The following is an 18,088-nucleotide window of genomic DNA, read 5'->3' as shown; positions in this document are numbered from 1 at the left end:
ACCACTTATCTCGTCACGACCGCTGAACCCCTCACCCTAACCCTCTCCCCTCAGGGGAGAGGGGATCAGATCGAGCTATTGGACAGATGAACGCCCTCGCGCCCTATAAGCGCCTGACCATCAAGATCGGTTCGGCCCTGCTTGTCGACAAGCAGGGCAAGCTGCGCGCTGACTGGTTGGCGGGGCTCTCGGCTGATATCGCCGCGCTGCAGGCCGGTGGCTGCGAAGTGGTCATCGTCTCCTCGGGCGCGATTGCGCTGGGGCGCGGGTTGCTGAGCCTCTCGGCCGTCGCATTGACGCTGGAACAGAGCCAGGCCGCCGCCAGTGCGGGTCAGATTGCCCTGAGCCAGGCCTGGGCCGAGGCGCTGGGCCGGCACCAGATCGTTACCGGCCAGATACTGATCACCCCGAACATCACCGAAGAGCGGCGCTATTATCTCAATGCGCGCACGACCATCGCGACGCTGCTGGGTCTCGGCGCCATTCCGATCATCAACGAGAATGACTCGGTCGCCACCGCCGAAATCCGCTATGGCGACAATGATCGCCTGTCGGCCCGCGTCGCCACGATGATCGAGGCCGATTGCCTCGTGCTGCTCTCCGACGTCGACGGGCTCTACACGGCTCCACCGGCCAAGGACCCCAATGCCGAGCATCTGCCGGTTATCAGGCAGATCACCCCGGCGATCGAAGCCATGGCGGGCGGCGCCGCCAGCCACCTGTCGCGCGGCGGCATGACCACCAAGGTCGAAGCCGGCAAGATTGCGACGCAAGCCGGCACGGCGATGATCATTGCCAAGGGCACCGAAGATCATCCGCTCAAGGCCCTCACCGAGGGCGGCCGCCACACGCTGTTCCTGCCAGCTCAGAGCCGGGCCCAGGCACGCAAGCGCTGGATCATGGGCACGCTGGCCGTATCAGGCACACTGCAGGTCGATGCCGGCGCGGCGCGCGCGCTGCTGACCGGAAAATCCCTGCTGCCGATCGGCGTTACCAAGGTGACCGGCGACTTCGGTCGCGGCGATGCCATTGCCATCCGCAACCAGGATGGGGTGGAAATTGCTCGCGCCCTCGTCGGGCTCGATAGCGACGAGGCGCGCCTCGTCATGGGCAAGCGCAGCGATGCGGTGGTGGAACTGCTTGGCGCCGGCAATCGCGCCGTGCTGGTGCATCGTGACAATATGGTGCTGGTCGGCACCCAGGAGGAGACGGAACATGAGCCTGGCTGAAGTCAAACCTGCCGTCACCGAGATCATGGCCGAGATCGGCCGCAATGCCCGCCTCGGCGCCAAGGCGCTGGCCATTGCCACGCCGCAGCAGAAGCAGACCGCGCTCACCGTCGCCGCCGGCGCCATCAATGCCCATCGCAAGGCGATCCTTGCCGCCAATGCCAAGGATATGGCGGCTGCCGAAGCCAAGGGCATTTCCAAGGCCTTCCTCGATCGCCTGCTGCTGACCGACGCCCGCATCGACGGCATTGTCGAAGCGGTGAAAACCATTGCCGACCTGCCCGATCCCGTCGGCCAGATCATTGCCGAGTGGGATCGCCCGAACGGCCTCCATATCGAGCGCGTGCGCACCCCGCTCGGGGTCATCGGCGTGATCTTTGAATCACGCCCCAATGTCACCGCCGATGCTGGCGCCTTGGCCATCAAGTCGGGCAATGCCGTCATCCTGCGCGGCGGCAGCGACAGCTTTCATTCCAGCCAGGCCATCGTCGACTGCATGCTCGACGGCCTCCACGCCGCGCGCCTGCCGGTCGAATGCCTGCAACTGGTCCCGACCACCGACCGGGCCGCCGTGGGAGAAATGCTCCGCGGTCTTGATGGCAATATCGACGTCATCGTGCCGCGCGGCGGCAAGACCCTGGTCGCCCGCGTCCAGGATGAAGCCCGCGTGCCCGTCTTCGCCCATCTCGAGGGACTGGTGCATGTCTATATCGACAAGTCGGCCGACCTCGACAAAGCCGTCAACGTCACCCTCAACGCCAAGATGCGCCGCACCGGTGTCTGCGGCGCGGCCGAGACGCTGCTCGTGCACAAGGACGTCGTCGCCACGCACCTCACCCCGATCCTTGACGCCCTGATGGCCAAAGGCTGCGAAATTCGCGGCGATGCGACCGTCAATGCTAACAGTCCGTTAACGCGAGTGGCCACTGAAGAGGACTGGAAGACCGAGTATGAGGACGCCATCATCTCGGTAAAGATCGTGGACTCGGTCGAAGCAGCCATCGCCCATATCGAGCATTATTCCAGCCACCACACCGAGGCGATCATTGCCGAAGACCCTGTCGCCGTTGAAAAATTTTTCAACGAGATCGATAGTGCAATCCTCGTCCACAATGCCTCGACCCAGTTTGCCGACGGCGGCGAATTCGGCTTTGGCGGCGAGATCGGCATTGCCACCGGCAAGATGCACGCGCGCGGTCCGGTCGGCGTCGAACAGCTGACCAGCTTCAAATACCGCATCCGCGGCAATGGCCAGACGAGACCCTGACAGCTTTTGACCCTGCGCCATCCCATTCGTATCGCTGGAATAACCGAGCTTCCGCCTTCCGGCGCCGGCATGCGGATCGGGCTGTTTGGTGGCAGCTTCAACCCGATCCACGAGGGCCATGTCCTGGTCATCGAGGAAATGCTGCGCCGGCTTGAACTCGACGCCATCTGGGTGCTGGTGACCCCGGGCAATCCGCTGAAAAACCACAAGGATCTGGCCCCGCTGGCAGATCGCGTCATCGCCGCGCGCCAGTTCATCGCCAACCCAAAAGTCCGCGTCACCGGCTTCGAAGCCGCCCACGGCTTCACCTATTCCTGGCAGACCATCCGTTTCCTGACCGAGTCCATGCCCGACCGGCGCTTTGTCTGGATCATGGGTGCCGACAATCTGGTCGACTTCAACCGCTGGGAACGCTGGCGCAATATTGCCGCCATGGTGCCCATGGCGGTCTATGTGCGGCCGGGCTCCAGCCGCAAGGCGCCAGCCTCGATGGCCGCCAATTACCTGTCGCGCTGGCGGGTCGACGAGGACGATGCGCCCCGTCTGGCTTTGCTCAAACCGCGCGCCTGGGTCTATCTGCACGGGCGGCAATCGCCGCTCTCGTCATCGGCCATCCGGGCAAGGCGGCAACACGTTAAGCCAAAGTGAAGGCCCAATCTTGCGAAATTGTCATCAAGAGTGCATATTGAGAGCCTGTGATGATAATCATCAATACTGGAACTGACTGCTTGCCGTTTTACAGAACGCCTGCACATTCCGATCCACAACCAAGGACGCTGATCCTACGCATGACCCATGCTTTGTCATGGGCGGAAGGCCATTGCTGATGGCCACGATGCCCGAAAATACCGTCACCGCTCCCGAGGCCATCAAGGCCAATCCGGAACGCCCCCTGATCGATGTGATCCTTGAATCCCTTGACGATGCAAAGGCCGAGGGGATCGTCGCCGTAGATATCACCGGCAAGTCCTCGCTGGCCGACCATATGGTCGTCGCCTCAGGTCGCTCGCAGCGCCACGTCGGCGCCGTTGCCGACCAGTTGGTCAATGCGGTGCGCGAGGCTGGTTATGGCAAGCCCCGCACCGAAGGTCTGCCCTTCTGCGATTGGGTGCTGGTCGATGCGGGCGATGTCATCGTCCATATCTTCCGTCCCGAAGTGCGCGATTTCTACAGCATCGAAAAGATGTGGCAGGCCGACTTCGCCGCTGACGCGCACTAGTCCCGCCGCAAACCTCATGGTGAGCCGTGCGAACCACGAGGTTTCGGCGAGATGCGCATGACGATCGCGGCCGTCGGCCGAATGAAGGCCGGGCCGGAGCGGGAATTGGTCTCCCGCTATCTCGATCGTGCGACCGGCGGCGGCAAGCCGCTAGCGCTGACCCATTTCGACGTGATCGAACTCAATGAATCGCGCGCCTCATCCTCGGCCAGCCGCAAGGCTGACGAGGCCAAGGCCCTGCGCGCCGCTTTGCCCGACGGCATCGTGGTGGCGCTTGACGAACGCGGCAAATCCATAGGCTCGGAAGCCTTTGCCAAGCAAATCCTGCGCTGGCGTGACGACGGCCGCCCGGCCGTCAGCTTCGTCATCGGCGGCGCCGACGGCATCGATCCGGCCTTAGTCACCTCGGCTGACCTGGTGCTGAGCTTTTCGCCCATGGTCTGGCCACATCAGATGGTGCGTATCATGCTGGCGGAACAGCTCTATCGAACCACGACAATCCTGAGCGGACACCCCTATCACCGGGGCGATTAAACCCTCCCCAATCACGTCATGGTTAAGCAACGTTAACCTCCGGTTTTCCGGCGGCTTGCTAAGGTGCGGCTATTGATTCGGGGTCGTGGCACCCTTGCTGGAGAGCGCATGGCTTTGAGGCCGGGCAAGATCGTGGGTTTGATGCTGGCCAGCCTGCTGCTGGCGGGCGGTGCAAGCCTGCCTTTGCTGGCTCAGTCAGAGACGGCACCAGATGCTGCAGCGCCCACGGCACCCGCGACGGAAGCCCCAGTCGATGTGCCATTGCGCGGCACGGTGAGAGAGACGACCACGCCCGCCGCAACCCCAGCCACTGGCCCCGCCGTCCCCACCCAAGCCGATCTCGATGCACTGGAAGCCTCGCTGTCGCTGAGCCAGGAGCGGATCGATGCGCTCAAAGCCGAGATTGCCGAAATGGAAGGCGATCGCACCCGCCAGAATGCGGCGCTGATCGCCGCGGCGCAGCGCGTGAAATTGGCCGAGATCGAAGTCGCCGATGTCGAGGATCGCCTGTCGACACTGATCGTTTCCGAACTGGAAGTGCGCGGACGGCTGGATGGCTCTAATGCCGAGGTGGCCAATGTGCTGGCGGCGCTGGAGCGCATTTCGCTCAATCCGCCGCCGCCGCTGATCGTCGATCCGGATGATGCCCTCGGTTCGGCCCGCAGCGCCATGCTGATCGCGGCCATCGTGCCGCAATTGCGCGCCAAGGCCGACGCGGTGACCGCCGACCTGACCGAGCTGACCGCCATCAAGACGCAGGCCCTAGCCGAGGAAGCCACGCTCAAGGCCAATCATGAGGTGCTCGAGGAAGAGCAGCTGCGCATTGCCACGCTGATCGCCGCGCGCCGCCAGGGCATTGAGACGCGCAGCGGTGAATTGGCGGCCGAGGAAGCCGAAGCGGTGGCGCTGGCGGCTCGGGCGACGACATTGCAGGAGCTGATCGGCAGCCTGTCGAACCGTGCCAGCTCGGTCTCGACCGCCAGCGCTGCAGCCGATGCGGCCGTCGATCCCGACGCGCCGGTGATGAGCGCCCAGCAGATCCAGGTGGCGCTGGCCAATACCGCTCGCACCGAACCCGCCATTCCCTTTGGCGCCGCCCGCGGCTACCTGACCATGCCGACCAATGGCGTCAATGTCGTCGAATTCGGCTCCGGTGATGGCTTTGGCGGCATCAGCCAGGGCATTTCCGTGGTCACCCGCGCCGATGCGCAGGTGGTGGCGCCAGCCGATGGCTGGGTGCTCTATAAGGGCCCTTACCTCAATTACGGCCAAATCGTCATTCTCAATACCGGGCAGAGCTACACCGCACTCCTGGCGGGCCTCGATACGGTCTCTGTCGACATCGGCCAATTCGTGCAGATGGGCATGCCGCTGGGCACGATGGGTTCACGCACAATTGGCCGTTCGGTCACCACCAATGCTGGCGTCGCCCAGCCGACCCTCTATATTGAACTTCGACAAAACAACGAGCCCATCGATCCGACCGGTTGGTGGGCCAACCCGACACAGAGTGGATAGAACCCTCATGCGCCTGACTCCCCTAAGCACGCTCGCCATCGTCGTGGCGCTGTCGCTGCCTGCCGGCCTGCTGATTGCCCAGGAACCGGCACCCGCACCGGCCCCCGCCGAACAGCAGGCCCCGCCTGCCGAGCCGGCGCCCGGTGGCGAAGCACCCGAGCCGACGGCCGAGGAAAACGCGGCCGCGCCACGCGATCCGCTGGAGATCTATGCCGACCTCAATCTGTTCGGCGAAATCTTTGATCGCATCCGCGCCGAATATGTCGATCCGCCGGATGAGCAGGAGCTGATCCGTGCCGCCATCCAGGGCATGCTGACCTCGCTCGACCCCCATTCCGGCTATCTGCCCCCCGCCGACTATGACGACATGCGCGAGGACACCTCGGGCGAGTTCGGCGGCCTCGGCATCGAAGTCACCATGGAAGAGGGCATCGTCAAGGTCGTCTCCCCGATCGACGACACCCCGGCGGCAAAGGCCGGCATCATGGCCAATGACCTGATCATCGCCATCGATGACGTCTCGGTACAGGGCCTGACCCTCGATGACGCCGTCGCCAAGATGCGCGGCCTGCTCGGCACCTCGGTCAAGATCACCATCGCCCGCGAAGGCGTGACCGATCCAATCGACTTCGAGCTGACCCGTGCCACCATTGCCATGCGCGCCGTACGCTGGAGCATGGAAGGCGGCGAGAAGGAAGGCGAGGGCGACGTTGCCCTGCTGCGCCTGTCGCGCTTTTCGGAACAGGCTTTCGTCGGCATCGAAAAGGCCATCAAGGATATCTATGCAGCGCGCGACGGCGTGGCGCCCAAGGGCATCATCCTCGACCTGCGCAACAATCCGGGCGGCCTCGTCGACCAGTCGGTCTATGTGGCTGACGCCTTCCTCAAGCAGGGTGCGGTCGTGCTGACTCGCGGCCGTATTGCCGAGGAAAGCGCCCGCTATGACGCCCAGCCCGATACGCTGGACGCCGAGCTTGCCGACGTGCCGCTGGTCGTGCTGATCAACGGCGGTTCGGCTTCGGCGTCGGAAATCGTCGCCGGTGCCCTGCAGGACCACAAGCGCGCCACGCTTGTCGGCACCCGCAGCTTCGGCAAGGGCTCGGTCCAGTCGATCATCTCGCTCGGCCCTGATGGCGCCATGCGGCTGACCACGGCGCGTTACTACACGCCCAACAATCGCTCGATCCAGGCTCTGGGCATTACGCCCGATATCGAGATCAAGCAGGTCGTGCCCGAGGAATTCCAGGGCAAGGACGAGATCATCGGCGAGGCCGGCCTTGCCGGTCACATCAAGATCGAAGGCCAGGAAGAGACCACGGTCGGCTCCTCGGTCTATGTCCCGGCCGAAAAGGCAGACGACACCCAGCTGCAATATGCGATCAAGCTGGTGATGGGCGAGGAGACCAACGAGGCCTTCCCGCCCAAGGCCGAATGAGGCCAGCAAAGCCTGCTGTGCTATGAACTAGAGAAGGGCGAGGCCGCTGATTCGCTGCCTCGCCCTTGCTGTCTTCAGGCGGATCTGAGCTATGGCCAATGACCTTTCGACCCCGCTGACCGGGCGCAAGCGCAAGCCGGGACAGCGGCCGCACTTTCCCATCGCGCGCACCCTGTTTGGTCTGCTGGCCCTGATTGCCATAGGCTTCGTGCTGCGCCTGGTGCTGACCAATGATCCCAATGGCGGTCGGCCCAGCGAAGAGGTCGCCATCACCTCGACGCGCAACAGCAACCAGATTGCCAATGAGGTCGCCACCGGCCCGGTGACCATCACGGCCGATCCGCAGCAATTTCCCGCTGGCAGTTCCATTACCGCCGTGCCCGAGGGCACCACGGGCGGCAATTCCATCACCGGCCTGCCAGACCTGTTCGGCGCCCTGCCCGACCTCAGCGAAGAAACCAGCGACGGCCCGATCCCGCGCATTGCCGCGACCGGCCTCACCCCCTTTGCCGCCTATGCCCGGCCGGTCGATGCGGCCGTGGCCGATACCGGTCCAAAGGTCTCCATCATCGTCACCGGTCTCGGCATCAATGAGCAGGGCTCGCTCGATGCCATCGACCAATTGCCCGACGATGTGAGCCTGGCCTTTGCGCCCTATGGCAAGACGCTTACCACGACCGTCGCCGCCGCGCGCGCGGCCGGCCACGAAGTGCTGCTGGAAATCCCGCTCGAGCCGTTCGATTTCCCGCAGAACGATCCCGGCCCGCAAACCCTTCTCACCGGCGAGCCGACGCGCGCCAATCTCGACAAGCTGTTCTGGCTGATGTCGCGCTTTGGCGGCTATGCCGGGGTGATCAACAACATGGGCGCCCGCTTTACCGCCTCGGCCGCCGATTTTTCGCCGGTCATGGAAGAGCTCGGCGCGCGCGGCCTCGGCTATATCGACGATGGCTCATCCAATCGTTCGCTGGCACCACAATTGGCCGAAGGCAACAAAGTTCCCTTCTCGCGCGCCGACCTCGTCATCGACACCAATCCCTCGCGCCAGGCCATCCTCCAGGCGCTTGCCAGCCTTGAGGCCAAGGCGTTGGAGAACGGGCACGCAATCGGTATTGTCAGCGCCTTGCCCATCTCGGTCACCGCCATCTCGGAATGGTCGCGCGACCTCGAGGCCAAGGGAATTGCACTGGTGCCTGCCAGCGCCCTGATGAAATAGAGATCTGCCATGCCAGCCCGTCCCAGCCGTGACTCCCTGCCCTATCGCGATTGCGTCGGCATCGCCGTGTTCAACCAGGACGGCAATGTCTTCATCGGCCGCCGCAAGGGCAATGACGATCCGGAAAAGAGCGCCCAGCAGGGCGCGCCGTGGCAAATGCCGCAGGGCGGTATCGACAAGGGCGAGGACCCGCTGCGCGCCGCTCTGCGCGAACTGCATGAAGAAACCAATATCGGCTCGGTGAGCCTGCTCGCCGAAGCGCCCGAGTGGATCTATTACGACCTGCCTGATGACATGCTCGGCACGGCGCTCAAGGGCAAATATCGCGGCCAGCGCCAGCGCTGGTTCGCCTTTGCCTTCACCGGCCAGGAAGCCGAGATCGACGTGCTGACCCCGGGCGGCGGCAAGCACAAGGCCGAATTCGACGCCTGGCGCTGGGAAAAGCTGACCCGTGTTCCGGCCCTGATCGTGCCGTTCAAGAAGGATGCCTACGACAAGGTCGTCGAAGCCTTTTCCGATATTCCACAGCGTTTCACGCACGCATGAAAACCATCGGCCTGATCGGCGGCATGAGCTGGGAATCGACCGCCCACTATTATCGCGTGCTCAACCAGGAAACCGCCACACGGCTTGGTGGTCTGCATTCGGCGCCAGTCATCGTTCACTCGGTGGATTTTGCCCCGATCGCCGCGATGCAATCCGCCGGTGACTGGGATGGCGCCGGAAACGAGCTAGCAACAATTGCGCGCGGACTGGAACGGGCCGGCGCCGATGTCATCGGCCTCGCCACGAACACCATGCACATTGTGGCCGAACAGATAACCGCGGCGATCAGCGTACCTTTCGTGCATATCGCCGATCCAACCAGCGAGGCCCTGCTCAGCGACGGCTTCGAGACCGTGGGCCTGCTGGGCACGCGCTTCACCATGGAAATGGGCTTTTATCGCGATCGGCTAACCGACCGGGGCCTCACCTCGCTCATCCCCGAGGTGGATCGCACCAATCTCAACGGCATCATTTATGAAGAACTGTGCCTCGGCATTGTGCGCGAGGAATCGCGCCGCATCTATGTGACGGCGATCGAACGCCTCGCCGCGCGCGGCGCCGAGGCAGTGATCCTGGGCTGTACCGAGATCGCCATGCTGATCGACGATAGCAATAGCCCGCTGCCGGTCTATGACACCACCGACCTGCACGCCAAGGCGCTGGTGACGGCAGCGCTGGCTTAAGCCACGCGCCGCCCGTTGAGGGAAACCACCCTGGCCGGCTCCTCAAGCACGAAGACATCGACGATCATGTCGAGCGTCTGCGCCTGCGCCTCGGTCTGTTCCAGCGCCGCATTGGTTTCTTCGGCCAGTGCGGCATTGTGCTGGGTCATCTCGTCGAGCTGGCGCACCGAGACCAAAACCTCATCGATGGCAGACGCCTGCTCGCCGCTGGCACGGGCAATGGCTTCCACCAGCGCGCTGTTCTGCTCGACGGCCACCTGCATATCCGACAGGCGCCCGGCGGCGTCAGAGACCAGCTGGGAGCCGTTTTTGACCTCGCTGGCCGACTGTTCCACCAACAGCTTCACATCAGCCGAGGCAGAAGCCGCGGACTGCGCCAGGCGGCGGACCTCAACGGCCACCACAGCAAAGCCCTTGCCGGCATCACCGGCACGAGCGGCTTCGACGGAGGCGTTGAGCGCGAGCAGGTTGGTCTGGAAGGCGATGTCGTCGATCAGCCCGATGATGTTGGAGATCTTGGATGACGACTGGGTGATCCGCTCCATGGCGTCATTGGCGCGAGCCATCACCGTGCCGCTTTCGGCGGCCGAGCGCGAAACGGCCGAGGCCTTGCCGGCGGCGTCCTGCGCCATCCTGGCATTGCTGGCGACGGTGCCGGCCAGCGTCCCCATGGCGGCCGTAGTTTCGACGATGGTGGACGCCTGGCGCGTGGTGCGATCGGACAGGTCATTGGCGCCGGAGAGGATTTCGCCGGTCGCGGCCTTCAGCGCCCGCGAGGTGGTACGGAGCTGGCCGACCACATCGGCAAAGCGCGTCACCGTGCCGTTGAGGGCATGGCGCAGGTCTTCGAATTCGGGCTGAAACTGGATCTCGATCTGGCCGGTGAGATCGCCCTCGGCCAATTGCTTGAGGCCCGCGCCGACGGCTGCCACGGCCTGGCGACGGGCGGTGACGTCGGTGGCAAACTGCACGACCTTATAGGGCGCGCCATCGAGGCCGAGGATTGGCGTGAACGTGCTCTGGATCCACACTTCGCGACCATCGCTGGTACGGCGGCGATATTCGCCGCTCTTGAATTTTCCGGCAGCCAGATCAAGCCAGAACTGGCGATAGCCCGGCGAGGCCGGATCGGTGTCGAACAGGAATTGTGCATTGGGATGGCCGATGATCTCGGTCAGGCGATAGCCCAACAGCGTGAGGAAATTCTCGTTGGCCGCCAGCACGTCGCCACTGGTGGAGAATTCCACCACGATCTGCGACATGGAGATGGCATCGAGCTGGCCGGTATGGTCGGCCGCTTCGCGCAGGTGCCGGCTGGTCTCTTCGCCTAGTTCTGCGACACGTTCGGCATTGGCGCGGAACACTTCCACGGCGCGCGCCATGGCGCCAATCTCATTGCGGCGTTCGGTATAGGGCACATCGACGCCATGATCGCCCTGGGCGACGGCGCTCATCACATCGGAGAGGCGTGGAATGGGCCGCGTCAGGAGGCGCGACAGCGCCAGGGCCAGCAGGCCGATCAGCAACAGGGCGGCGCCACCGACGGCCACCAGCATGATCAGGTTCTGCCCGACCACCGCCTCGATCGGCGCCCGCGCCACGGCGATCATCAGCGCACCGATCACCGTGCCATCGGCCATGGCGATCGGCTGATAGAGGGTGAAATAACCGACCCCATTGATGTTTTCTTCCGAATGCACCGGCTGGTTGGCCATCATCGAGTCAAACAGCGGTGTACCGGCGAGGATCGGGGCGTCGAGCAGCCGCTGGCCATCGGCTTTCAGCAGGCTCGACGTGCCGATATTAAGGTCGGGGCCGACCTCGGTATTGTAGACATAGATGGCGGCATTCTGGCCCGAGACGCGGGCGACGGTGTCGATCACATCGTGGCTGCGGAAGCGCGGCATGGAGCGCATGGTCAGCGCTGCGACATTGCCGACTTCGTCGGAGGCAATCTCGAGACTGGGCAAGTTGACCTGAAGGATTTCCGAACTGATGCGCGTGGCGCTGGCCACTTCATTCACCGCATCCGTGCTGGCCGTGTTGGAGAGGCTGATGAACAGCCCCAAAAGCACCGCGCCGATCGCAATGGCGATCGAGCAGACGGCCATGGCCGCGATGGCAAAGGTCAGCCGAATATTGCCCAAGACAGAAACCATTTGCGCCCCCAATGGTCATAGCGCCGCGCGGCGCATTACGTATTCCCAGGGGCAGACTGCAGGTTTTTCCTTAATCGAGTGTTGATGACGGCAAATTGCGTAATCATACCAATGACTTGCACAAATATTAGGCAATCGGTGCGATTTCGTACAAAGCAAAACGCCCGCAGCGGATGCTACGGGCGTTTTAGAATTCAATGCTGACAGTGCATTAGTGGATATGCACGCCGTTGAGCTGGCCAGCTTCGAGCGCCAGGTTTAGGAGACCCGAGACCATTTCCTGCGCATAGGACTTGTCATCCGGCGTTTCGGCCTTGGCCAATTCGGCCTCGGCAGCCTTGATCTGGGTCTGCAGGTCCGAATGATCGAATTCGGAGAAGGGTGCGGACTGCTCGGCAAGGATCGTCAGGCCTTCCGGCGAGACATCGGCAAAGCCGCCCTTGACGAAAAAGATCTCGTCGCGGCCGTTGAGGCCGGAAACGGTGATGAAACCGCTCCGCAGCGTCGTCATGAACGGCGCATGGTCGGCCATCACGGTGAAATAGCCTTCGGTACCGGGCACGGTGACCGAGGTCACGACTTCCGACAGCACCAGCCGCTCGGGCGACACGATCTCGATCTTGAGGCCTTCAGCCATTGTTTTGGTCCCTTAGCGGAGGAAGAGGCTCGCCGCGTGCAGCGAGCCTGATTGGCAGATTAGGCAGCCTGGGCAGCCAGCTTCTGGGCCTTCTTGACGGCATCTTCGATGGTGCCGACCATGTAGAAGGCGGCTTCCGGCAGGTGATCATACTCGCCGGCCACCAGGCCCTTGAAGCCCTTGATGGTGTCTTCGAGCTGCACGAACACGCCGGGCGAACCGGTGAAGACTTCAGCCACGTCGAAGGGCTGCGACATGAAGCGCTCGACCTTGCGGGCGCGGGCCACGACCAGCTTGTCCTCTTCGGACAGCTCGTCCATGCCCAGGATCGCGATGATGTCCTGCAGCGCCTTGTACTTCTGCAGCACTTCCTGGACGCGACGAGCAACTTCATAGTGCTCCTGGCCGACAACGTTGGCATCGAGGATGCGCGAGTTGGATGCCAGCGGATCAACGGCAGGGTAGATGCCCTTTTCCGAGATCGCGCGGTTCAACACGGTCACGGCGTCGAAGTGGGCAAACGAGGTTGCCGGTGCCGGATCGGTCAAATCGTCGGCGGGGACGTACACAGCCTGAACCGAGGTAATGGAACCCTTGTTCGTGGTGGTGATGCGTTCCTGCATCGCGCCCATGTCGGTCGCCAGCGTCGGCTGGTAACCCACGGCCGAAGGAATACGGCCCAGCAGAGCCGACATTTCGGCGCCGGCCTGGGTGAAGCGGAAAATGTTGTCCACGAAGAACAGCACGTCCTGGCCCTGATCGCGGAAGTTCTCGGCGATGGTCAGGCCGGTGAGGGCCACGCGAGCGCGGGCACCCGGGGGCTCGTTCATCTGGCCGAACACCAGGGCGCACTTCGAACCGGCGGCCGAGCCACCGTTCTCAGACGGATCCTTGTTCACGCCGGATTCGATCATTTCGTGGTACAGGTCGTTGCCTTCGCGGGTGCGTTCACCCACGCCAGCGAACACCGAATAACCACCGTGTGCCTTGGCCACGTTGTTGATCAGTTCCTGGATCAGAACGGTCTTGCCCACGCCGGCGCCGCCCATCAGGCCGATCTTGCCGCCACGAGCGTAAGGAGCGATCAGGTCGACGACCTTGATGCCGGTGACCAGCACCTGCGATTCAGGGTTCTGCTCGGCAAAGGCCGGGGCTTCCTGGTGGATTTCGCGCTTCACTTCGCCAGCAATCGGGCCGGCTTCGTCGATCGGCTCGCCGATGACGTTCATGATGCGGCCGAGGGTCGCTTCACCGACCGGCACCGAGATAGCGGTACCCAGATCGGTCACTTCGGCGCCGCGAACCAGACCTTCGGTCGTGTCCATGGCAATGGTGCGCACGGCGTTTTCGCCAAGGTGCTGCGCCACTTCCAGGACCAGACGCTGGCCGTTGTTGGTGGTTTCAAGTGCGTTCAGGATCGCGGGCAGGTGGCCGTCGAAAACGACGTCGACGACGGCGCCGATGACCTGCGATACGCGACCGGCCTTTTTGTCTGCCATTTGTTCGTCCTCGCTATGCGGTTAGAGCGCTTCCGCGCCCGAAATGATTTCGATGAGTTCTTTGGTGATCTGGGCCTGGCGCTGGCGGTTGTAGCTCAGCTGCAGCTTGCCGATCATTTCGCCGGCGTTGCGGGTGGCATTGTCCATGGCGGACATCTGCGCACCGTAGAACGAGGCGGAGTTTTCCAGCAGCGCGCGCAGGATCTGCACCGAGATATTGCGCGGCAACAGGTCTTCGACGATGGCTTCTTCGCTCGGCTCGTACTCATAGGGCACGGTCGAGGAAGCAGCTGCGCCTTCGCCTTCGATCTTTTCCAGCTTGGCCGGAATGATCTGGCGGGCGGTCGGCACCTGGCTGATCACCGAGCCGAACTTGGCAAAGAACAACGTTGCCACGTCGAATTCGCCAGCGGCAAACATTGCCAGCACCTTTTCCGCAACCTGCTGGGCCTGGGTGAACCCGACCTGCTTGATTTCGCGGAAGTTGAAGGTATCGACGATCAGTTCGGGATACTGGCGGCGCAGGATGTCGTGCCCCTTGCGGCCGACTGTCAGGATCTTGACCGTCTTGCCCTGGCTGATCAGCTTGGCAGCATGCTCGCGCGCCAGACGGGCGATCGAGGAGTTGAAGCCGCCGGCCAGACCACGCTCGCCGGTCGCGACGACCAGCAGATGCACCTGGTCCTTGCCCGTACCGGCCAAAAGCACGGGGGCATCGGACTGGCCTTCATAGACAGCGCCAAGCGAGGCGAGCACCTTGCCCATGCGCTCGGCATAGGGACGGGCCGCTTCAGCCGCTTCCTGGGCACGACGGAGCTTGGCCGCCGCGACCATCTGCATGGCCTTGGTGATCTTCTGGGTCGATTTGACCGAGTCGATCCGGTTCTTGAGGTCCTTTAGCGAAGGCATCGGCCTGTCGTCTCCTCAGGAGCCATTCGCGTTCTGGGAACGACGAATGAGGTCCAGCTCATTGTTTGGTGCGCCCTGCTGGCGAGAGGTGGCATCCACCTCTCAGGCAAAGCGCGCGACTGGCCTTAGGCCGCGTAGGTCTTTTTGATCTCGTCGAGAGCCGACTTGAGCTTGGCGCGGGTATCGTCGCTGAGCTGCTTGTCGGTCGCGATGGTCTTGAGCAGATCGGCATACTTGCCACGCAGGGCAGACAGCACGGTCTTTTCGAAGTCACCGACCTTGGAGACGGGGATGGAGTCGAGATAGCCATTGGCGCCGGCAAAGATCACCGCAACCTGTTCTTCCGTCTTGAGCGGCGAGAACTGGGGCTGCTTGAGCAGCTCGGTCAGACGCGCACCACGGTTCAGCAGGCGCTGGGTCGAGGCATCGAGATCGGAACCGAACTGGGCAAAAGCCGCCATTTCGCGGTACTGGGACAGCTCGCCCTTGAGCGAACCGGCAACCTGCTTCATCGCCTTGATCTGAGCCGAACCACCGACGCGGGACACCGACAGACCGACGTTCACGGCCGGACGGATACCCTGGAAGAACAGGTTGGTTTCGAGGAAGATCTGGCCGTCGGTGATCGAGATCACGTTGGTCGGGATATAGGCCGACACGTCGTTGGCCTGGGTTTCGATAACCGGCAGAGCGGTCAGCGAGCCCGAACCATGCTCTTCGTTCATCTTGGCAGCGCGCTCGAGAAGACGCGAATGCAGGTAGAACACGTCGCCCGGGTAAGCTTCACGGCCCGGCGGACGACGCAGCAGCAGCGACATCTGGCGGTAGGCAACGGCCTGCTTGGTCAGATCGTCATAGGCGATAACGGCATGCATGCCATTGTCGCGGAAGAATTCGCCGATCGCGCAGCCGGTGAAGGGCGCGATATACTGGAGCGGCGCCGGATCGGATGCGGTTGCCGCGATCACCACCGAATACTGCATGGCGCCGGATTCTTCGAGCTGGCGCACGAACTGGGCCACGGTCGAGCGCTTCTGGCCGATCGCGACATAGATGCAGAACAGCTTGTCGGTGTTGGACGCATTGGCGTCGTGGGCCGGCTTCTGGTTCAGGAAAGTGTCGAGAATGATGGCCGACTTGCCGGTCTGGCGATCGCCAATGATCAGCTCGCGCTGGCCACGGCCGATCGGGATCAGCGCGTCGATCGACTTGAGGCCGGTCGACATGGGCTCATGCACCGACTTGCGCGGCAGAATGCCCGGCGCCTTGACGTCGACGCGGCGACGCTCGGTGTGAACGATCGGGCCCTTGCCGTCGATCGGATTGCCCAGACCGTCGACAACGCGACCGAGCAGGCCGAGGCCAACCGGGGTGTCCACGATCGAGCCGGTGCGCTTGACGACATCGCCTTCCTTGATGGAACGGTCGTTGCCGAAAATCACGATACCGACATTGTCGGTTTCGAGATTGAGCGCCATGCCCTTGATGCCACCCGGGAACTCGACGAGCTCACCGGCCTGCACATTGTCCAGGCCATAGACGCGGGCGATACCGTCGCCGACGCTGAGCACCTGACCGACTTCGGAAACCTGGGCTTCCTGGCCGAAATTCTTGATCTGGTCCTTGAGGATCGCAGAAATTTCCGCGGCTTTGATGTCCATTATCCGACCTCTTTCATGGCGATCTTCATCGCAGCGAGTTTTGTCTTGAGGGAGCTGTCGATCAGCTGGCTGCCGACCTTCACCTGAAGGCCGCCAATCAAGGACGGATCGACGAATTGGTTGAGCGTGACACTCTTGCCGATCTTGGCTTTGAGCGTCGCGGAAAGCGACTTGACCTGCTCGCCGGTCAGCGGCGCAGCCGAGGTCACGTCAGCGGTGACTTCACCGCGCGCCGTGGCAGCCAGTTCGCGGAAGCCGGTGATGATGGCGTCGAGCGCAAACAGCCGGCCATTCTTGGCGACGAGCTTGAGGAAATTGGCGACCAGCGGATTGGTCGTGGCCTTGGCCAGCACGGCATCGAGCGCGCCGGCCTTGTCATCGCTGGTGATGACGGGAGAACGCAGGAAGCGCGCGAAGTCGGCGCTTTCCCCGATCAGGCGGGAAACGTCAGAAAGCGACGTTTCGACCGATGCCAACTGGTTCTCGCTCGCAGCGAGATCGAACAGAGCCGACGCATATGGCCGGGCGATCTGGGTAAGCACTGAATTCTGCGCTGCCAATGCCGCTATACCCTCTTGTTTGCCTGCCTGCTTATCCGCCCAATATCCCTCAGGAAACCCGGGCGGTGCCGACGCTTGGTCTGGTCTGGAAAAGGGGACGTCCGGACACCCCCTCAAAGTCGCGCTCGCTCTAGCACAAGCCCGGCGCGGCATGCAAGGCGTGGGGGCGTGATTCAAATGCGGCGAAAGTGTCGCAGGCTTCGAGCCGTCCCAAAGGGCAAATCGCTCCAGTAGAGCGATTTGAGGCGAGAAGGCCGCGAGAGCTATACTCGAGTGGCGGGAAGCCAGCCGCTTTGCGGCAAATCCGCGCCAGTGGCGCGGATTTAGGCTCGAAGGCCAAGAGGCCTATGGCCGAATGGCACGAAGCCGACCGCTACGCGGCAAATCCTTCCAGCGGAAGGATTTTAGCGGCGGAGGCCATGAGAGCTATCCTCGAGTGGCAGGATCGTAGCTCTACGCGGACTTCTTCTGCCTCAGACTCTCCGCCAACGCCGCATTCATCCGCGTCTGCCAACCCGGACCGTCTGCCTTGAAGCCATCCACGACGTCCTGATCCAGCCGCAAGCTCACGGCCACTTTTGGTGTCTCGGCTTTTGGCCGCCCAGGCATGGGCAAGCCGCGCTCGGCGAAGAATTGCTTTGCGGGAATCGACCGCCGGATCGCGTCTTCAGTCAGTTCAGGATTCTCATCGTCGGGAACGCCATAACGGCGCTTCTCATTTTGGTCGTCCATAGCGACGTTCCTCCTTCCTGTTGAACTCTCGAATGCTGATCACACGGATCACCGGTCCGCGGAATGTGAAGACAATCGAATATCCCAGACCATCCTCAGCATAGCCGCGAGCCAGAAAACGATCTTCTCCGTAGTCGAACCGTGCATCGGGTTCGATTATGGCGTCATGCCATTTGAACTGGTGGACCAATGAGAAGTCCACCCGGTGCTTGACCTTGTTCGTCGCGTTCTTCGTCTCGTCCCATTCGAAGTCCATCGAGCCCCCTCAATGTAGTCCGTCCGTT

At 63.0% G+C, this 18,088-nt stretch carries 18 protein-coding genes; 10 read left to right on the top strand and 8 right to left on the bottom strand.

The genetic code is table 11. The annotated features are described in order from the left end of the window. The first annotated feature begins 86 nt into the window (after positions 1-86). From proB to BM045_RS12115, 10 genes are all read left to right on the top strand, one after another. Positions 87-1,229 (top strand): glutamate 5-kinase, encoded by a 1,143-nt coding sequence (proB, locus tag BM045_RS12160; RefSeq protein ID WP_092183646.1) that lies wholly within the window; start codon positions 87-89, stop codon positions 1,227-1,229. Further along, a complete protein-coding gene (locus BM045_RS12155) occupies positions 1,216-2,496 on the top strand; it encodes a glutamate-5-semialdehyde dehydrogenase (protein WP_092183644.1) in 1,281 nt (426 codons plus the stop codon). The genes proB and BM045_RS12155 overlap by 14 nt, the downstream gene beginning before the upstream one ends. A 6-nt stretch (positions 2,497-2,502) precedes the next feature. Further along, on the top strand, positions 2,503-3,144 hold the full coding sequence (locus BM045_RS12150; protein ID WP_348271248.1) for a nicotinate-nucleotide adenylyltransferase: 642 nt from the start codon (positions 2,503-2,505) through the stop codon (positions 3,142-3,144). Positions 3,145-3,331: 187 nt separating this feature from the next. After that, a complete protein-coding gene (gene rsfS / locus BM045_RS12145; RefSeq protein WP_244523001.1) occupies positions 3,332-3,715 on the top strand; it encodes a ribosome silencing factor in 384 nt (127 codons plus the stop codon). A gap of 51 nt (positions 3,716-3,766) precedes the next feature. After that, entirely contained in the window at positions 3,767-4,249 is a 483-nt protein-coding gene (gene rlmH, locus BM045_RS12140; RefSeq protein ID WP_092183640.1) for a 23S rRNA (pseudouridine(1915)-N(3))-methyltransferase RlmH, read from the top strand. Positions 4,250-4,357: 108 nt separating this feature from the next. Then, on the top strand, positions 4,358-5,767 hold the full coding sequence (locus BM045_RS12135) for a murein hydrolase activator EnvC family protein (protein ID WP_092183638.1): 1,410 nt from the start codon (positions 4,358-4,360) through the stop codon (positions 5,765-5,767). Positions 5,768-5,774: 7 nt separating this feature from the next. After that, positions 5,775-7,202 carry a S41 family peptidase gene (locus BM045_RS12130; protein ID WP_092183636.1) on the top strand — a complete coding sequence of 476 codons (1,428 nt, stop codon included), beginning with the start codon at positions 5,775-5,777 and terminating at the stop codon, positions 7,200-7,202. A gap of 91 nt (positions 7,203-7,293) precedes the next feature. After that, positions 7,294-8,418: a divergent polysaccharide deacetylase family protein gene (locus tag BM045_RS12125; RefSeq protein WP_092183634.1), complete on the top strand. Its 1,125-nt coding sequence runs from the start codon at positions 7,294-7,296 to the stop codon at positions 8,416-8,418. 9 nt (positions 8,419-8,427) lie between these two features. Further along, the gene (locus BM045_RS12120) at positions 8,428-8,964 is read left to right on the top strand and encodes an RNA pyrophosphohydrolase (protein ID WP_092183632.1); all 537 of its coding nucleotides are present in this window, start codon (positions 8,428-8,430) and stop codon (positions 8,962-8,964) included. Continuing rightward, positions 8,961-9,647 (top strand): aspartate/glutamate racemase family protein, encoded by a 687-nt coding sequence (locus tag BM045_RS12115; protein WP_092183630.1) that lies wholly within the window; start codon positions 8,961-8,963, stop codon positions 9,645-9,647. Before BM045_RS12120 ends, BM045_RS12115 begins: the two co-directional genes overlap by 4 nt. On the opposite strand, the gene BM045_RS12110 is transcribed toward BM045_RS12115, so the two are convergent. From BM045_RS12110 to BM045_RS12075, 8 genes are all read right to left on the bottom strand, one after another. Next, positions 9,644-11,806, bottom strand: a complete 2,163-nt coding sequence (locus BM045_RS12110) for a methyl-accepting chemotaxis protein (protein ID WP_092183628.1) — start codon at positions 11,804-11,806, stop codon at positions 9,644-9,646. The two genes, BM045_RS12115 and BM045_RS12110, sit on opposite strands and share 4 nt — an antisense overlap. Positions 11,807-12,017: 211 nt before the next feature. Continuing rightward, positions 12,018-12,443, bottom strand: a complete 426-nt coding sequence (locus BM045_RS12105; RefSeq protein WP_092183626.1) for a F0F1 ATP synthase subunit epsilon — start codon at positions 12,441-12,443, stop codon at positions 12,018-12,020. 59 nt (positions 12,444-12,502) lie between these two features. Continuing rightward, on the bottom strand, positions 12,503-13,942 hold the full coding sequence (atpD, locus tag BM045_RS12100) for a F0F1 ATP synthase subunit beta (RefSeq protein ID WP_092183624.1): 1,440 nt from the start codon (positions 13,940-13,942) through the stop codon (positions 12,503-12,505). 21 nt (positions 13,943-13,963) lie between these two features. Continuing rightward, positions 13,964-14,851 (bottom strand): F0F1 ATP synthase subunit gamma, encoded by an 888-nt coding sequence (locus BM045_RS12095; protein WP_092183622.1) that lies wholly within the window; start codon positions 14,849-14,851, stop codon positions 13,964-13,966. Between the two features lie 125 nt (positions 14,852-14,976). Beyond that, the gene (gene atpA, locus BM045_RS12090; RefSeq protein ID WP_092183620.1) at positions 14,977-16,512 is read right to left on the bottom strand and encodes a F0F1 ATP synthase subunit alpha; all 1,536 of its coding nucleotides are present in this window, start codon (positions 16,510-16,512) and stop codon (positions 14,977-14,979) included. Further along, on the bottom strand, positions 16,512-17,072 hold the full coding sequence (locus tag BM045_RS12085; protein ID WP_092183618.1) for a F0F1 ATP synthase subunit delta: 561 nt from the start codon (positions 17,070-17,072) through the stop codon (positions 16,512-16,514). The genes atpA and BM045_RS12085 overlap by 1 nt, the downstream gene beginning before the upstream one ends. A gap of 453 nt (positions 17,073-17,525) precedes the next feature. Beyond that, complete coding sequence (locus tag BM045_RS12080; RefSeq protein WP_092183617.1) at positions 17,526-17,804, bottom strand: BrnA antitoxin family protein; 279 nt, start codon at positions 17,802-17,804, stop codon at positions 17,526-17,528. Then, positions 17,788-18,060, bottom strand: coding sequence for a BrnT family toxin (locus BM045_RS12075; protein WP_092183615.1), 273 nt, complete (start codon positions 18,058-18,060; stop codon positions 17,788-17,790). Before BM045_RS12075 ends, BM045_RS12080 begins: the two co-directional genes overlap by 17 nt. Positions 18,061-18,088 lie beyond the last annotated feature (28 nt).

Source organism: Devosia sp. YR412 (assembly GCF_900110945.1).
GTDB lineage: Bacteria > Pseudomonadota > Alphaproteobacteria > Rhizobiales > Devosiaceae > Devosia.
The sequence above is the reverse complement of the archived record's forward strand: the minus strand, read 5'-3'. Positions and strand labels throughout refer to the sequence as shown.